This window comes from Candidatus Pantoea edessiphila (genome assembly GCF_002933315.1).
GTDB lineage: Bacteria > Pseudomonadota > Gammaproteobacteria > Enterobacterales > Enterobacteriaceae > Pantoea_C.
In genome coordinates this window covers 36,062-54,952 of sequence record NZ_PDKT01000004.1, presented here as the reverse complement: position 1 = coordinate 54,952, position 18,891 = coordinate 36,062, and the positions used below count along the sequence as shown (strand labels likewise).

The 18,891-nt window shown below is 25.4% G+C and carries 11 protein-coding genes and 1 tRNA gene; 8 read left to right on the top strand and 4 right to left on the bottom strand.

What is annotated here, in order from left to right; all coding sequences use genetic code 11:
* Position 1: 1 nt before the first annotated feature.
* Both lysS and lysA read left to right on the top strand, forming a co-directional pair.
* Complete coding sequence (lysS, locus tag CRV12_RS03085; RefSeq protein WP_136131179.1) at positions 2 to 1,531, top strand: lysine--tRNA ligase; 1,530 nt, start codon at positions 2 to 4, stop codon at positions 1,529 to 1,531.
* A 116-nt stretch (positions 1,532 to 1,647) separates the two neighbouring features.
* On the top strand, positions 1,648 to 2,904 hold the full coding sequence (lysA, locus tag CRV12_RS03080) for a diaminopimelate decarboxylase (protein ID WP_136131178.1): 1,257 nt from the start codon (positions 1,648 to 1,650) through the stop codon (positions 2,902 to 2,904).
* Positions 2,905 to 2,937: 33 nt separating this feature from the next.
* Here the strand turns inward: lysA and mutH are convergent, their stop codons facing one another.
* Positions 2,938 to 3,609, bottom strand: a complete 672-nt coding sequence (gene mutH / locus CRV12_RS03075; protein ID WP_136131177.1) for a DNA mismatch repair endonuclease MutH — start codon at positions 3,607 to 3,609, stop codon at positions 2,938 to 2,940.
* A 430-nt stretch (positions 3,610 to 4,039) separates the two neighbouring features.
* On the opposite strand from mutH, the gene lgt reads away from it, so the two are divergent.
* From lgt to recB, 4 genes are all read left to right on the top strand, one after another.
* Complete coding sequence (lgt, locus tag CRV12_RS03070; RefSeq protein WP_136131176.1) at positions 4,040 to 4,903, top strand: prolipoprotein diacylglyceryl transferase; 864 nt, start codon at positions 4,040 to 4,042, stop codon at positions 4,901 to 4,903.
* 4 nt (positions 4,904 to 4,907) lie between these two features.
* Positions 4,908 to 5,699: a thymidylate synthase gene (gene thyA / locus CRV12_RS03065; protein ID WP_136131175.1), complete on the top strand. Its 792-nt coding sequence runs from the start codon at positions 4,908 to 4,910 to the stop codon at positions 5,697 to 5,699.
* Positions 5,700 to 5,898: 199 nt separating this feature from the next.
* Entirely contained in the window at positions 5,899 to 9,204 is a 3,306-nt protein-coding gene (recC, locus tag CRV12_RS03060) for an exodeoxyribonuclease V subunit gamma (protein WP_136131174.1), read from the top strand.
* Positions 9,205 to 9,302: 98 nt separating this feature from the next.
* Positions 9,303 to 12,767 carry an exodeoxyribonuclease V subunit beta gene (recB, locus tag CRV12_RS03055; protein ID WP_136131173.1) on the top strand — a complete coding sequence of 1,155 codons (3,465 nt, stop codon included), beginning with the start codon at positions 9,303 to 9,305 and terminating at the stop codon, positions 12,765 to 12,767.
* A gap of 30 nt (positions 12,768 to 12,797) precedes the next feature.
* On the opposite strand, the gene argA is transcribed toward recB, so the two are convergent.
* The 3 genes from argA to queF all read right to left on the bottom strand — a co-directional run bounded on the left by argA (position 12,798) and on the right by queF (position 15,536).
* Entirely contained in the window at positions 12,798 to 14,129 is a 1,332-nt protein-coding gene (gene argA / locus CRV12_RS03050; protein WP_136131172.1) for an amino-acid N-acetyltransferase, read from the bottom strand.
* A 216-nt stretch (positions 14,130 to 14,345) separates the two neighbouring features.
* Positions 14,346 to 14,422, bottom strand: a tRNA-Met gene (locus CRV12_RS03045).
* Positions 14,423 to 14,690: 268 nt separating this feature from the next.
* On the bottom strand, positions 14,691 to 15,536 hold the full coding sequence (gene queF, locus CRV12_RS03040; RefSeq protein WP_136131171.1) for an NADPH-dependent 7-cyano-7-deazaguanine reductase QueF: 846 nt from the start codon (positions 15,534 to 15,536) through the stop codon (positions 14,691 to 14,693).
* Between the two features lie 394 nt (positions 15,537 to 15,930).
* Here queF and CRV12_RS03035 point away from each other — a divergent pair, with 394 nt between their 5' ends.
* Together CRV12_RS03035 and eno are read left to right on the top strand one after the other, a co-directional pair.
* Positions 15,931 to 17,553 carry a CTP synthase gene (locus CRV12_RS03035; protein WP_136131170.1) on the top strand — a complete coding sequence of 541 codons (1,623 nt, stop codon included), beginning with the start codon at positions 15,931 to 15,933 and terminating at the stop codon, positions 17,551 to 17,553.
* A 50-nt stretch (positions 17,554 to 17,603) separates the two neighbouring features.
* Complete coding sequence (gene eno / locus CRV12_RS03030; protein ID WP_136131169.1) at positions 17,604 to 18,875, top strand: phosphopyruvate hydratase; 1,272 nt, start codon at positions 17,604 to 17,606, stop codon at positions 18,873 to 18,875.
* Positions 18,876 to 18,891: the final 16 nt, after the last annotated feature.

Genomic DNA, 18,891 nt, shown 5'->3' with positions numbered 1-18,891 from the left:
TATGGATGAGAAAAAAAAATATGTTTATAAAAGTAAGTTTAAATCGAATAGCAATCATCATGATGAAATAAAATTACGTAGAGAAAAATTAAAAATATTACGTAATAATGGTATAGCTTTTCCTAATAATTTTAGACGTAATTTCATTTCCGATGACTTACATCGTAAATATGATAGTAGCATGAGTAAAGAGCTAGATCTGTTAAATATTGAAATAAGTGTTGCTGGTCGCATGATTACACGTCGTATATTAGGTAAAGCTTCTTTTGTTACCCTACAAGATTTTGGTGGTCGTATTCAATTATATATAAATTGTCAAAATATATCTTATGATATTTATAACAATAATTTTAAAAGATGGGATATTGGCGATATTATTGGTGCTAGCGGTAAATTATTCAAAACAAAAACTGGAGAGTTATCCATTAATTGTTTTAAGATTTATTTGTTAACTAAATCACTACGTCCTTTACCAGATAAATTTCATGGTCTTAACAATACAGAGTCGCGTTATCGTCAACGTTACTTAGATTTAATTGTAAATAATAGATCTTTTAATATATTTAAGATACGTTCTCAAATAATAAATGTTATTCGTAAATTCATGTTTGAATCTAATTTCATAGAAGTAGAGACTCCTATGATGCAGACTATTCCAGGAGGTGCAATAGCTCGTCCATTTGTTACTCATCATAACACATTAAATATCGATATGTATTTGCGTGTTGCACCAGAATTATATTTAAAACGATTAGTCATAGGAGGATTTGAACGTGTATTTGAGATAAATAGAAACTTTCGTAATGAAGGAATATCAGCACGTCATAATCCAGAATTCACTATGATGGAACTATATATGGCTTATTCTGATTATAAAGATCTAATTAAATTAATAGAAAATTTATTTCGTTTAATTGCTATTAATATTATTGGAGACACTACTATTTCTTACGGTAAAGTGCAATTTGATTTTGGTAAACCATTTGAAATATTGACTATGCATAATGCAATAAAGAAATATTGTTCTGAAATAAATATAAATAATTTAAACAATTATGAAGAAATAAAGACAATTGCTAAATTACTAGATATTAAAATTGAAAATAATTGGGGCATAGGTAGTATAACAAATGAAATATTTGAAAAATATGTTGTACCACATCTAATTCAACCTACTTTCATTACTGAATACCCATCAGAAGTTTCTCCTCTTGCACGTCGAAATGACATAAATTCTGAAATAGCTGATAGATTTGAATTGTTTATTAATAGTTATGAGATTTGCAATGGTTTTTCAGAACTTAATGATCCAGAAGATCAAGCAAAAATATTTATGGAACAATTTATAAATAAAAATAATAACGATAGTTCATCAATATTTTATGATCAAGATTACATTACAGCTTTAGAATACGGTCTACCGCCTACTGCTGGATTAGGCTTGGGTATTGACCGTATTACTATGTTATTTACTAATACTCATAACATTCGAGATGTTATATTATTTCCTACACTTCGACCAAAACAATAAACCATCAGATTTATATAATGATATATTATAGAAAAATTATATTTCACTGATACTAATTTGGTCTTTTAGGCAAGTATTATTCATATTTAACATTTTAAATGTACAGGAGATTAATTATGCCAAATCCTTTAAATAATCTAGATACTGCACTTAATTATAATAATTTATTGCCATTAGCACATCGTTACAAAAGTCCTTTTTGGGCTTACGATGCTCAAATTATAAGATCTCGTATTGCCCAGTTACGTAATTTTGATATTATACGTTTTGCCCAAAAAGCTAATTCAAATATTCATATTTTAAGTTTAATGCGTTCAGAAGGTGTTAAAGTTGATTCGGTTTCTTTAGGCGAAATAGAACGAGCATTAGTAGCTGGATATAAAATTCATAATGATGATATAATATTCACTTCAGATATATTAGATGAAATTACATTGAAACGTATTGTTGAATTGAAATTACAGGTGAATGTTGGATCCATTGATATGTTAAAACAACTTGGTTCTATATCTCCTAGACATGAAATTTGGTTACGTGTAAATCCTGGTTTTGGTCATGGTTTTAATCAGAAAACAAACACTGGAGGGGAAAACAGTAAACATGGCATTTGGTATGAACATTTATTTTTAGCGTTATCATTAATCAGGCAGTATCAATTACGTCTATTAGGTATTCATATACATATAGGTTCTGGAGTAAATTATGATCACTTAAAGTTAGTGTGTAACTCAATGATTCGTATAGTGATGGAATTAAACCACGACTTAGAAAGTATTTCTGCAGGTGGAGGACTGCCCGTTCCTTATCATTATGGTGAAAAAAAAATTGATACTGATCGTTATTTTTATATTTGGAATAAAACTAGGGAATATATTTCCAATTATTTAGGTCACTCAGTTCAATTAGAAATTGAACCTGGTCGTTTTTTGGTTGCTGAATCAGGTGTATTAGTAGCTCAAATACGTGCAATAAAAAATATGGGCAATAAACATTTTATTTTAGTTAATGCTGGTTTTAATGATTTAATACGTCCGTCAATGTATGGTTGTTATCATCATATATCTCTAATGACTCAGGATAATCGTCTTATAGATGAGAAAAATACAACTAATAGTGTAATAGCTGGACCGTTATGTGAATCTGGCGATATATTCACGCAATCAGAAGGATCTATATTACAAACGCGTGTTATTCCTTCAGCACAAGTAGGAGATTATTTAGTATTTCATGATTCTGGTGCATATGGTGCATCCATGTCTTCTAATTATAATAGTCGTCCTTTAATTCCAGAAGTACTATTTGAAAATGGTCAATATAGGGAAATTCGCAAAGCTCAAACTATTCAGGATTTGTTATCTTTAGAGTTAATTTAAAAAAAAATACATTATTAAGAATAATAGTAATTATCATATAATATGATGACTCGACATTATTATTTTTGTAAAAGATCTTTTTAAGTAAAAAGATCTAGTTGTACTTAAAATATTTCTGATTTTACTATCAATATTTTTAATTAACATTTTATTATTATTTTTAGTTTTTATCTGTAATAATGTTCCTTGATATGTAGTAACATATCTCATTTTACCAAAAACAATCATATCTATAATTTCTTCCCAATCTTTACGTAACATTATTTTTTCTTTTATGTTAGGACTCCACAGCAAAGGCTTACCAATTTTACGTATTTTTAAAGGAATACTGACTGTTCCTTCTATGGGAATCCACAATATATTTGATAATTTATTATAAATATTACTATCTTCCCAATTGACAGCAATATTATTAATCGAAGCTGTGCAAATAAAAGTATTTTGTATAGGATGACCAAATGAATCTATTGGTATAGTTTTTAATTCTATTCCAAGATTAATAAAATCTTGTTGTGCTTTATTTTTTGAATTTGCACCTAAATAAAGTTCTATTAATTTCCCTATCCAGCCTTTATTATTTTTTAAATTGTCAGGAACTAACAAACCAGCATTATATGCTAGATTTTCTATTGTAAACCCTGCTAAAGCATGAGCTCTTGCTAATAAAGTAATTATATTTTTTGGTGTATTTGGTAAATATCTCATGATGTAAATTTAAATAGTTATAAATAAATTATAGAATCAATTAATTATTAGATTAGATATTAAATTAACATTTTATTAATTTAATATCATTATATCAGCTTATAAATAAAAAAATAATAAAAATTAATTATTTAGTATTTTTTTAAAATCAACTATATATAAATAAAATACATCTTAAAATTATGAAAGAATTATCTTACATGATTAATTATATAATATTATAATAGTGAAACATGCATAACATAGATGTTTTGCTAAAATAATGTACATTTCAAATGTATAAAAATCATAGAATTTATATTACTAATATTAAATATATAAATTATTAAGCATTTTTAGTTTAATAAAATATCTAAAAATATTATATAAATTAGTAAAAAGAGACTATATCATATAACATATTTTATTTACTATTTTATTTAAGTCTAAAATGAATACAAAATGTATAATTCTACCTAAAATTGATCCTATTATTTTTTCTATTGGTCCGATTTCTTTTCGTTGGTATGGTTTGATGTATCTAATAGGATTGATATTTGCTTTATGGTTAGCTAAGCGTCGTATAAATAATAATAACAATTGGAAAATAACAGAAATAGAAAATTTAATATATTACTGTTTCTTTGGTGCAGTAATAGGCGGTAGAATAGGTTACATGTTATTCTACAATTTGCCATTACTTATAAGACAACCCATATATTTGATTAAAATTTGGGATGGTGGAATGTCTTTTCATGGAGGATTAATAGGTGTTATTTTGACAATCTCTTTCTTTGCTCATAAAAATAAACTCAATTTTTTTAAAATATCAGATTTTATAGCTCCATTAATTCCATTTGGATTAGGTGCAGGTCGTTTAGGTAATTTGATTAATGGTGAATTATGGGGTAGAGTGGATCCAAATTTTCCAATAACAGTATTATTTCCTAATGCATATCAAGAAGATTTAATATTTTCAATGGATCATTTGGAATATTATTCATTATTAAAAACTTATGGTGGCTTACCACGTCATTTTTCTCAATTATATGAGTTTATTCTTGAAGGTGTAGTTTTATTTTTTATACTAAATATATTTATTCAAAAAAATAGACCTATAGGAAGTACATCTGGTTTATTTTTATTATGTTATGGTGCATTTCGTATTTTAGTAGAATTTTTTCGTCAACCAGATATTCAACTAGGACTATTTTATGATAAAATTAGTATGGGACAGATGTTATCTTTACCAATGGTGGTAATAGGTATAATAATTATTATTTGGTCTAATTCTGGGTTAAAGCGTAAGAATTAAATAAATGCAACAGTATTTGAAACTAATGAAATATATTTTAAATAAAGGAACATTAAAACCTGATCGTACTGGTGTTGGCACTATTTCTATTTTTGGTTATCAAATGCGTTTTGATTTAAATAGTGGTTTTCCGTTAATTACTACTAAAAGGTGTCATTTTAGTTCAATAGTACATGAATTATTATGGTTTCTTAAAGGAGATACTAATATAGGATATTTAAATAAAAACAATGTCTCTATTTGGAATGAGTGGGCTGATCAGAAAGGAGATTTAGGTCCAATTTATGGGAAACAATGGCGTAACTGGAATACAAAAAAAGGCAAGATTGATCAAATTAAACAAGTTATTAATCAATTAAAGTTTAATCCACATTCCCGTCGTCTTGTTGTTTCATCTTGGAATGTGGGTGATTTAAGTGATATGGCATTACCACCTTGCCATGTTTTATTTCAATTTTATGTGGTAAATAATAAATTATCTTGTCAATTATATCAACGTTCTTGTGATGTTTTTCTAGGTTTACCTTTTAATATTGCAAGTTATGCTTTGTTAGTTCACATGATAGCACAACAATGTTGTCTAAAAGTAGGGGAATTTATTTGGAGTGGTGGTGATGTTCATTTATATAAAAATCACTTAAATCAAGCTAATTTACAATTAACTCGTATACCACGTGTAATGCCTAATTTAATTATAAAAAGGAAACCAAATAAAATATTTAACTATAATATTAATGATTTTGAAATTAAAGGTTATTATCCTTATCCAATAATTAAAGCTCCCATAGCTATTTAATATTTTTTAGTACAGTAAAATTTGAAAAAAATACATAACTTAATATAAAATAAAAATTTTAGATATCTAATATTTTTATTTTTTACTTCGAAATATAATTATTCGAATATGTATATTTTTAAATTAAAATTAATATTTACATTGTAACAATGCAATAAATTTTAATGTTGTACTAAAGTAAATAACAATCAGGAATTTCATGTTTTATATATATCATTCTAATCAACTTGATGTTCTTAAAACTTTATTAAACTCAGTAATAAATTATAATGCTAACGATAATCCTCTTGAAACAGATTTAATAATTGTAAATAATTTAGATATGGCAAGGTGGTTAAAAATAGGAATAGCCTCAGATTTAGATATTGCTGCAAATATTAAATTTTACATATTTGCTGATTTTATATGGGATATAATTTATAAAATAAAACCAAATATTTCTATTAATAAATTTTTTGATAAAAATATTGTTTGTTGGATGATTATTTCTCGTATGCCAATAATTTTAAAAGATAATAAATTTAATTTTATTTCAAATTATCTTGATAATTGCCAACATGAAAAGAATTTATTTGAATTTAGCTTAAATATTGCAAATATTTTTGAAAAATATTTGATTTACAGGCCAGATTGGCTTGATATTTGGGAATCTGGCAAATTAATTAAGAATATTGGAGATAAACAATTGTGGCAAGCTGCAATTTGGAGAGATTTAATATTTAATTATGGAAATTACTCAGAATCATCTAAATCTAACTTAGATAACTTTTACTCTGTTTTTATTCAAAAAATACATCAAGATAAAAGAGTACTAGCATTTCTACCGTCACGTCTATTTATTTTTGGTATATCTTCCTTTCCTCCATATCATTTACAAGTTTTAAATACGATTAGTAATTATATTGATATTCACTTATTTTTTTTTAACCCTTGCCGTAGTTATTGGGGAGATATTCAAGATCAATCTAATAAATACACATCAGAATATTTTAAAGAAGAATATGATAGTCATCTTAGTAATTCACTTTTAGTATCATGGGGTAAACTAGGTTCCGATAATTTATTAATTTTAAATCAATTAGAACCTAATAACCAAATAGAAGCTTTTATTGATATTAATGAAGATAGTTTACTACATAATATTCAAAATGATATTCTTCATTTAAAAAATAGTGTTCCTATTGAGTTAATTTATAAAAAACCTAAATGCAATATCAAAAAACGCTGTATTGATATTCATGATAAATCTATTTCAATTAATATTTGTTATAGTATTCAGCGAGAAGTTGAAGCATTAAAAGATTATTTGATAAGATTAATGAATGCTGATTTAGAGCTTAAACCAAGCGATATTTTAGTGATGACCACTAATATTGATACTTACATACCATTTATTAAATCAACATTTTCTCATATATCAGATAATTTAGATTTACCTTTTACAATTTCAGATAATTCTTTGAGTAAAGAACATTCGATTATTATTGTTTTTTTTAAACTTTTAGCGATTGATGATAATTGTTCTACTATTGAAGATATACTGGCGTTATTAGATTTAAAGTGTTTAGCAAATCATTTTTTGATTGACTGTAATCAATTGATTTTATTACAAAATTTGATTGATAATACATATTGTTACGAAAAATTAAATGAATTAAAAATATTGTTAAAAAACAAAGAAAATGAAGTTATAATCTGTGAGTTAAAAGCTAATTTATTGGTCTATATATATAAAAATAAAAATAATTTTTTTCCAGATATGTTACAAAAAAAAGAAATAGAAAATATACTAGATAATTTGTTATTAAATTTAAGTAAAATTATAATGAAATTAAATAAATGGAATATAATTTTACAAAAATCTTATTTACTGAAAGATTGGTTACCCATATGCGGAAATATAATTAAAGATTTTTTTAATATAAACAATGAATCTAAAATAATTTTATTTCTATTAGAAGATTATTGGAGTAAAATGATAAAGTCCGGTATAAATATATTTTTTCGTAAGTTATCAATAAAATTAATAAAAAATATTTTTTATGATCGCCTTGCTCAACATCGTATTAGCCAATTTTTTCTCGCTGGAAAAATTAATTTTTGTAATTTAATGGCTATGCGTTCCTTTCCTTTTAAAGTGATATGTTTATTAGGCATGAATAATGATTTATATCCAAGAAAATCAAATCTTCATGAACTAAATTTAATGTATAAACAACCACGTCAAGGAGATTATAATCTCCTTGACGAAGACCGTTATTTGTTTCTTGATACCATAATTGCTGCTCAAAATAAAATATATATAAGTTACATTGGTAAATCTATACATGACAATACAGAATGTCATCCATCTAATTTAATTACAGAATTAATAGAATATATTGGACAAAATTTCTATCTAAAAGGAGATGAAGATACTGAAATCAATGAAAGTCATAAAAATATCAAAAATCATTTATTACAATACCATAGTATAGCACCATTTTCTCAAGAAAATTGCCAATTAAATTATAATAAACAAAGTTTTGCTATAGAATGGCTATCAGTAGTACAAAAAACAGGCAAGGTACAACCTAGTTTTATTAGTATATTAAATGTTCATAAAATACCTTTTATAAATATAAAAGAATTATTACATTTTTGGAGTCATCCAGTACGTGCTTGGTTTAATAATAGGTTAAATATATATTTTCCTATACAACAACTTTCAATAAAAAATAAATATTACCATTGCGATAATTTACAATTATTGCGAATTAAATCTAAATTACTTAACGCATTAATAGAAAATGATGTTGGGTTTATTAATGATATGTATATGTTTCATAAAAAAATAGGTAATTTACCTCCAGGTGTTTTTTCAGAATTATTTTGGTTATCTCAAAAACAGAAAATGCAAGAAATAGCAATAAATGTAGTTAACAATATTAGAAATAATAAACATTGTAAAATTCAATTAAAATTTCATAAATCAACATTAACAGGTTGGTTAACAACAATACAAGAAAATGGTTTATTACGTTGGCATCCAAATGTTCTTACTATTAGAGAAGGATTGTTATTTTGGATAGAACATCTAATATATTGTGCAGTAGGTGGTTCTGGTACTAGTAAGATGTTTGGTTTATCTAAAAGTTATTGGTGTTTCGATAATTTATCTCAAAATAAAGCTATTAATCTTTTAAATAATTATATCAATGGTTATATTCATGGAATGAGCCAACCTATACCATTGTTAAAAAAAAGCGGAAATGCTTGGTTAATGTGTTGTTATGACCAAAGAGATAAAAAATTAATTACTGATCATCATACTATTATGAAAGCAAACAATCGTTTAGTAGCAGCTTGGAATGGACAATATAAAATATCAAGAGGAGAAAATACAGATCCTTATTTACAACGTTTATATAATATTTTGGATGATACAAAAATCAATCAAATTATTAAAGCTGCAAAACGCTGGTATTTGCCAGTTCTTATAGCTAATAAAAAAATGAAATATTAATTAAATATTTAATTTATATTATTTTTTTAAGATTATCTCTATTTATAGTACATATTATTTACTATAAAAACATTAATTAAAGGAATAAGCAATATTCAATGAATAAAATAAATATCAATCCATTGAATCCTATAACAATTCCACTTCAAGGTAGCAAATTAATTGAAGCTTCAGCAGGTACAGGTAAAACTTTTACAATTAGTTTATTATATTTAAGATTAATATTAGGATTAAAAAATGAAAATGCATATTACAAAATTTTATCTATTGAAGAAATTTTAGTAGTAACTTTTACTGAAATTGCTACAATTGAGCTACGCAATCGTATACTTAATGATATACGTCAGTTACGTTTAAGTTGTATACGAGGAAGAAGCGATAATCCTATGCATCAATTATTAATTGAACAAATTGATGACATTAATCAAGCTATTGAAATATTATTATTTGCAGAAAATAATATATGCAATGCGGCTATATATACAATACACGGTTTTTGTAGAAAGGTACTAAAGTTTTTTAATTATGAATTAAATATATTATTTCAAAACAAAATATTATCTGATGAATATACTTTATTTAAAAAAATTACATTGGATTTTTGGCATCGTCGTTGTTTTTTAATGTCATTAGATGTAGCGCGTATCATTTCAAATGAATGGAATAGTGCCGAGGATTTCATATCCACTTTATATCCTTTATTTCAAAAAAAAATGCAATTTATTGATTTTTCATCTTGTTTTAACGAAAATTTAGAACTAAAACATGTTAAAAATATATCTGATATTATTTCAATAAAAAATATGTGGATAATGTTTCATAAAGATATATTTCAAATTATTAATTCTATGAAAATTAATAAACGTATTTATAGTAATAAAAACTTAACAAATTGGATTAATAAAATAACAACATGGTCTAAAAGTGAAACTTTAGATTATCAAATACCAAAAGAACTTACCAGATTCAGATATTCTGTAATTGAGATACATCAAACAGGTGTAATTAATACATTTAAATTATTTGAGGAAATAGAAAAATTTTTAGTTAAACATTTGTCTTTAAGAGATACTTTCATCAAACAAGCAATAATTGAAATTACTGATTCTATAAATAAAGAAAAATATCTACAAGGATTACTAAGTTTTGATGATTTATTATATTATTTGGATAAGGCTTTAAAACAGCCGAATGGTGATTATTTAGCTGAGAATATTAGAAATAATTTTCCAGTGTTATTAATTGACGAATTTCAAGATATAGATCCACAACAATATCGCATTTTTCATAAAATATATATAAATCAACCTAATCAAGCAATAATAATTATTGGTGATCCTAAGCAAGCTATTTATTCATTTCGTGGTGCAGATATATCCACTTATCTTAATATGCGTTATGAAATTAATGATATCTATACTTTACAAACAAATTGGCGTTCATCATCGGAAATGATTGAAAGCGTAAATTGTCTCTTTTCGCAAACAAATTTACCTTTTATATATCCAGAAATTCCCTTTATACCGATTAAATCGGCCATTAACAACAAACAATTAAAATTTATTTTTAATAAAAAAAATTATCCTTCTTTACGTTTTTGGGTACATCCTAGAGATAGAATTAGTCTAATTGATTACAAATACGATATGGCAAAGCAATGTGCTATTGAAATAAATAATTGGTTGATAGCTAGCAAACAACAACAAGCTTTTTTAAGAAGATATGATGAATTTCACATACTACAAGCTTCTGATATAACTATACTAGTTCGTAATCGTAGTGAGGCAAATTTAATACGTAATGCACTTAATGCATTTTATATTTCATCAGTTTATTTATCTGATACTGATAGTGTTTATAATACTGTTGAAGCACGTGAATTATTATATTTGCTAAAAGCAATACACTATCCAACAAAACTAAAATTATTACGTACTGCACTAGCAACTTCTATTTTTTCAATTAATTCAAAAGATATTGATACAATAACAAGTGATAACAGTAAGAAAATAAATTTAATAGATAAGTTTTCAAAATGGAAAGAAATATGGCAAAAATATGGCATATTAACTATGTTACGTACTATCCTATCAAAAGATAGTATAGCAGTAAATATTTTAGCTTCAAAAAATGGTAAGCGTAGATTGACAAATTTGATGCACATTGGGGAACTACTACAAGTAGAATACACATCATTAATTGGTCCCAATGATCTTTTAAATTTTTTTTCAAAACAAATTCTTAAACAAGATAATCAAATTATTGATCAACAAATACGTTTAGAGGATCTAAATGTTATACGTATTATCACCATACATAAATCAAAAGGTTTAGAGTATCCATTAGTATGGATACCTTTTGCTACAGGTTTTGGTGAATATAGTAATATGCCTTATTATAAGGACAATATTTTATCGTGTAATTCAAATGTTAACAATTTAATAAAAATAAATAAAGAAAGATTTAGTGAAGAATTACGTCTTTTTTATGTAGCAGTTACTAGAGCTGTTTATCACTGTAGTATTGGTATTGCAACTTTTATAAAAAATTCAAATAAAAAAGAAAACTCCAATAATTTATATAAAAGCGTACTTGGTTACTTATTGCAATGTAATAAAAATATTAACTTACAAACATTAAAAAATTGCATTAACAAACTAAATGGCATAGATATAAATTATATAGATATTAATGAAAAACAAAATAAAAATAATAAATCACAAAAACAAGTAAAAATTAATACTGCATTAAATATTCTTAAAATTAATCGTATTTTATATGATAGTTGGTTGATTACAAATTATTTGAATATTGAAAATAAAAATGATATGAATATTTTTGATATATCATCTAAAAAAGATTTGTCATTAACAAATAATGAGTTTCCATATACCTTAAAATTTAATAAATTTATAATTGACTTACTTAAATCAATAGATTTTAATAAGTTAAACCAAAAAGAATGGTTAAAATATCAATTAAATATAAATGGATATTCTTTAAATCTATTAAAACCCATATATAAATGGCTGAAAATAATATTATATAAAAAATTGGATTCAAAAGGACTTAATTTAATAGCTATTAAAAATATCAATTATGTAGAAGATATGAAATTTTTTATTCCCATTAGAAATACTTCAGTAATATCAGATTTGAGTGTACTCCTTGATAGTAAAAACATATTATTTATACAAGAAAATCAATTTAGTTGTAATGAAGTAAAAGGAATTATTCGAGGTTATATAGATTTAGTATTTATGTGGAAAAATAAATATTATTTATTATATTACAAAATAGATAGATTAAAAAATTATTATTGTCGTAATATATGTTCTTTAAAAAATAAAAGTTTTCACTTACAATATCAATTGTGTACATTAGCATTTCATCGTTATCTTAAATTAAGAGTTAAAAACTATAGTTATGAAAGATATTTTGGAGGTGTGTTTTATTTATTTTTAAGGAATATTAATGAAAACTCCAATAATGGTATCATGAATGTACTACCTAATAGACATTTAATTGAAAAATTAGACCAGTTTATTGGCAAAAAACCATAAAAAATTTTTTTACATTTACAAAGAATAAATTCAATTATTTAAATCTATCATAAGTACTTTCGATTTTCTTTGATAATTATACATTTCTTTCTTAATTTTTGGTAAGTATTCAATACTTACTGGTTTAAAACCACGTTCTTGAAACCAATGAATACTTCTAGTGGTTAGAACAAATATTTTTTTTAATCCTATTTTACGAGCCTGAATTGATATATTTTGTAATAACACATCACCACGCGATGAATTACGATAATCAGGATGCACTGCTAAACAAGCCATTTCACCTATTTTTTCATTTATAAAAGGATATAGCGCTACACAAGCAATAGTTAAATTATCCCTTTTAATTATTGTAAATTTATCAACTTCTATTTCTAATTGTTCCCGAGATCTCCTAACTAAAATACCTTGTTGTTCAAGAGGATGAATTAAATCTAGAATTCCACCAATATCATTTATATTAGCTTTTCTTATCTGTTCTGCTGATTCCATAACTATCTGTGTACCAACACCATCACGTGAAAATAATTCTTGTAATAAAGCACCATCATCTTGATAACTAATTAAATGACATCGATATACTCCACTACGGCAAGCTGTAATTGCAGCTCGGAGAAAAAGTGTAATTTCTGATAAATAATTATTTTTACTTTCTATCTTATCTATATATAATTGAGCATTTTTTGGAAATAATTCAGAAATAATATTACCTTTATTATCAATAACTCCTTTTCCAGAACAAAAGCCTATTATTTTTTCTGCTTTAAGTTTAATAGCTAATTGTGTAGCTATTTCTTCTGAATTTAAATTAAAACTTTCTCCAGTTACAGAAACTCCTATAGGTCCTAATAAAACAATAGCATTATTATTTAGTTGATAATGAATTGCTTTTATGTCAATACGACGAATTTTACCAGCATGACAATAATCAACTCCATCATCTATACCCAATGGTTGAGCGGTAATAAAGTTGCCGCTGACAACATTTATATTTGCTCCTTGTAAAGGTGTATTATTTAGAGACATAGATAATAAAGAGGTAATATCCAATTGAAGACGACCGGCGACTTGTTTTATAATTTCAAGCGATTTTTTATCAGTAATACGATTAAATTTATGATAGATTGATTTAATATTGTATTCTAATAAGTATTTATCTATTTGTGGACTTGCGCCATAAACTAATACTAAACGAATTCCTAAGCTATGAATTAAACCGATATCGTTAATAATATTATAAAAATTATTATGAGCAATTGATTGGCCACTCAGCATAATAATAAATATTTTGCCTCTATGTGTGTTTATATATGGTACAGCATGTCGAAAACTACGAACCAATGCATTACTGCTTTTCTTCACATATAACCTTTTTTATTAAATGTAATTACAATTAAAACAGAAATGGTTTTAAGTACTATTTGCTAAAATTTAGTAGAAAAGATAACAATGAAAACAAGAGCAAATGATATTACACATGTTTATAGTTATTTTAAAAAAAAGATTTGAAACCATTAATGACAAGGATCATATTTATATATTTATATAAATAGTTAGTAATTTTAAATATCAAAGAAATGGTTGCGGGAGCTGGATTTGAACCAGCGACCTTCGGGTTATGAGCCCGACGAGCTACCAAACTGCTCCACCCCGCGATAAATAGTATTATACTTATTATTAAATTTTATTGCAAATCTTTTAGATATTTTAAATACAAATATTTTTATTTATTTTTTTAATTAATTAGTGATGGCAATATAAAATCTTAAAAAATTTGATGATAATATATATTTTATTTAAAAATAACTATTTACATTTAAATATTATTAATTGATATTTAAATGTAAATATACTACTATCATCTATTATATTTTTAATTTATACTAGTCCAGTTATTATATAAATTAATTTTGATTTAATATATTATTGACGTACTAAACGTAAACATGTTGGCGCAAAAGGTATATTACTACGCCAAGGATTGATATCTATACCTCCTCGACGAGTATATCTTGCATAAACAGTTAATTCTTCTGGATAACAAAAATATGATATATCATTAAATATTCTTTCAACACATTGCTCATGGAATTCGTTATGATTACGAAAAGAAATTAAATAACGTAAAATTGCCTCATAATTTATACTCAATCCTTTATAAGAAATCATAATTGACGCCCAGTCTGGTTGATTGGTAATTGGACAATTTGATTTGAATAAGTGACTAACTAAAGTCTCTTTTACCATTTTATTACTCGCTGCACCACATAAATAATTAGAATTTATGCAATAATCTTTAATTTCTATATCTTGTTCATCAATGCAATAACCATTAAAGTGATTTATAGACTGTACCTTTATTTCATTTAAACGAAATAATGAGACATAAACTTTACTTTCAGTACAAATACTTAAATCATATTCTAAAATCTGACGAATATCACTCCAATTATCGAATTTCATTTTATTAAAGCTATGCAGATATAATTTTAAACTTTTTGATTCTATAATATTTTTACTATCAGCATTAAAGATTACTTTTCCTATGCTAATCTGTGGTAATCCCTTACTATTTAACCAAGATAATTCATATAAAGTCCAAATATCATTACCTAAAAATGGCATTTTTGGAAAAGATAAACCAATAATTTCACGATGAATATTACGTGGTATTACTTTTAATATATTACGATTCCTTTTTTTTGTATAAATTACATTTTTATTTAACATGAAGTTATTTTTTATTTTGTTTTTTTTATTTATAGTCATCACTATTTCCAATCATCATAAATTATATAAAATATATATTTTTATACTATTTTAAATATGATTTAAAAAATATATTATCTGTTTTTTAAATAACATGCACTCAATATTTTTTGAAAAAGAATATATAGTATTTATATTATGAATTATAATTATTTTGTACCAATTAATATATTTTTTTATCGCAATAACTACTCTAAATAGTTTAGAAATTAACTAAAAATTCAAATTTATTAATAACTTTATTTTATTTAAAAAATAAAATATTTCGAAAATAATAAATATTAAATAGCGCTAAACAAAATAGTAATTAATTGTGACTAAAATATATTTGATATATAATATTATCCCGTCTTGGTTATCACACTTTTTTAACTCTAACTTTTAAATATTTATTATGATACAACATTATATTTTTATAACCGGCGGAGTTATTTCTTCTCTAGGTAAAGGTATTACAACAGCATCTATTGCAGCTGTACTTGAAGCTCGTTCTCTTAACGTAACTATAATAAAATTGGATCCATATATTAATGTGAATCCTGGAACTATGAATCCTAATCAGCACGGTGAAGTATTTGTTACAGAAGACGGAGCTGAAACTGATCTAGATCTTGGTCATTATGAACGATTCATTAATAGTAAAATGTCATGTAAAAATAATTTTACTACTGGTCAAATATATTCAGAAGTTTTATTTAAAGAACGTAGAGGAGATTATTTAGGATCTACAATTCAAGTAATTCCTCACATAACTAATACTATTAAAGAAAAGATCATTAATGGAGGAGAAGGTTATGATATTATCTTAGTTGAAATTGGTGGTACTGTAGGTGATATCGAATCTTTACCGTTTTTGGAAGCAATTCGTCAAATGTCAGTAGATATTGGTCGTGAGTGTATTATGTATATACATCTTACTTTAGTACCTTATATATCTACAGCTAATGAACTAAAAACCAAACCAACACAACGTTCTGTTAAAGAATTACTTTCAATTGGTATTCAACCTGATGTTATTATTTGTCGTTCTAATAAGAGAATACCCGAAAATGAACGATCTAAAATTTCTTTGTTTTGTAATGTACCTAAAAAAGCTATTATTTCTTTAGAAGACGTTGATTCTATTTATAAAATACCTGGTATGATAAAATTTCAAGGATTAGATAATTATATATGTAAATTTTTTAAATTAAAAGTACCAGAAGCAAATTTATCAGAATGGGATCGAGTAATTCGTGAAGAATCTAATCCTTTAGGTCAAGTTACAATTGGAATTGTAGGTAAATATGTTGCTTTACCAGATGCTTATAAATCAGTTATCGAAGCACTAAAACATGGCGGATTAAAAAATAAAGTAACTGTTAATGTAAAATTAATTGATTCTAAAGATATTGAATTATATGGTATATCATTGTTAAAAAATTTAGATGCAATTTTAATACCAGGTGGTTTTGGTTATCGTGGAATAAAAGGGAAATTGGTCACTATAAAATATGCACGTGAAAATAATATCCCTTATTTAGGTATTTGTTTAGGTATGCAACTAGCAATCATGGAATTTGCTCGTAATGTTGCTGGCATTAAAGGAGCAAATTCTACAGAATTTGCTCCACATTGCAAATACCCAGTAGTATCAATGATAAAACACTATAATAAAAAAAATAATAATTTTGGTATAAAAAACAGTATATTGGCTGGTAATATGCGACTTGGTAGTAAGCAATGTATATTGCTACCAAATAGTCAAATAAGGCAAATTTATAATTCTGATATTATTTTTGAACGTCACAGACATCGTTATGAAGTAAATAATTTGTTGTTAAGTAAAATTGAAGCAGCAGGTTTACAAATTACTGGACGTTCCAAAAATAATAAACTAGTTGAAGTAATAGAAATTCCGAATCATCCTTGGTTCATTGCATGTCAATTTCATCCTGAATTTCAATCAAATCCACGTTACTGTCATCCATTATTTAAGTATTTTATTAAGGCAGCTTACAAATATCAAAATCAATAAACAATATTATTTTGTTTGTTTTTATCGTTTTAATACTAAGGAATACTATAATGTCTAAAATAATAAAAGTAATCGGTCGTGAAATTATAGATTCACGCGGTAATCCTACTATAGAAGCAGAAGTACATTTAGAAAACGGTTGTTTTGGTTTAGCCTCAGTGCCATCAGGTGCTTCTAAAGGATCAAGAGAAGCTTTAGAATTACGTGATGGTGATGCATCTCGTTTTTTTGGAAAAGGTGTTGTAAAGGCTGTTTCTTTAATTAATAGCGTTATAGGAGGATCGATAAAGCATAAGGATGCTAGAGATCAAGCAAACATTGATAATATTATGATTAGCTTAGATGGTACAGAAAACAAATCCAATCTTGGTGCCAATTCTATTTTAGCAGTTTCATTAGCTACAGCTAAAGCTGCTGCTGCTTCAAAAGGATTATTACTTTATGAATATATTGCTGAATTAAATAATACTCCAAAACAATATTCCATGCCTGTTCCTATGATAAATATAATTAATGGTGGAAAACACTCTGATAATAATATAGATATACAAGAATTTATGATTCAACCTATTGGAGCTAAAAGTATTAAAGAAGCTATTCGTATAGGTGCAGAAATATTTCATAAATTATCTATTGTTCTTAAGAAAAAAGGTATGAGTACGAATGTAGGAGATGAAGGAGGATATGCGCCAAATTTACAGTCTAATAATGAAGCTTTAGAAATTATAATTGAATCAGTAGAAATTACTGGTTATACTTTAGGTAAAGATGTTACTTTAGCTATAGATTGTGCAGCTTCAGAATTTTACAAAGACGGTTTGTATTATTTAAAAGGTGAAAATAAAATATTTGATTCTAATGATTTTACTGGTTTTTTACAGAAACTGACTGAAAAATATCCTATAACTTCAATTGAAGATGGATTAGATGAGTCTGATTGGAAAGGATTTGCTTATCAAACAAAAATTTTAGGCAATAAAATTCAGTTAGTAGGTGATGATATATTTGTAACCAACACTAAAATTCTTAAAGAAGGTATAAATCAGGGAATTGCTAATTCTATATTAATAAAATTCAATCAAATTGGTTCATTGACTGAAACCTTAGCAACTATTAAGATGGCAAAAGATTCTGGTTATAAAACAATAATATCTCATAGATCAGGTGAAACAGAAGACACAACAATTGCTGATTTAGCTGTAGGTACCTCAGCAGGTCAAATCAAAACTGGATCATTAAGTCGTTCAGAACGTATAGCTAAATATAATCAGTTAATTCGTATTGAAGAAAATATAAATAATCATGCTAGCTATAGCTATTAATTGTTATACTTCAAAA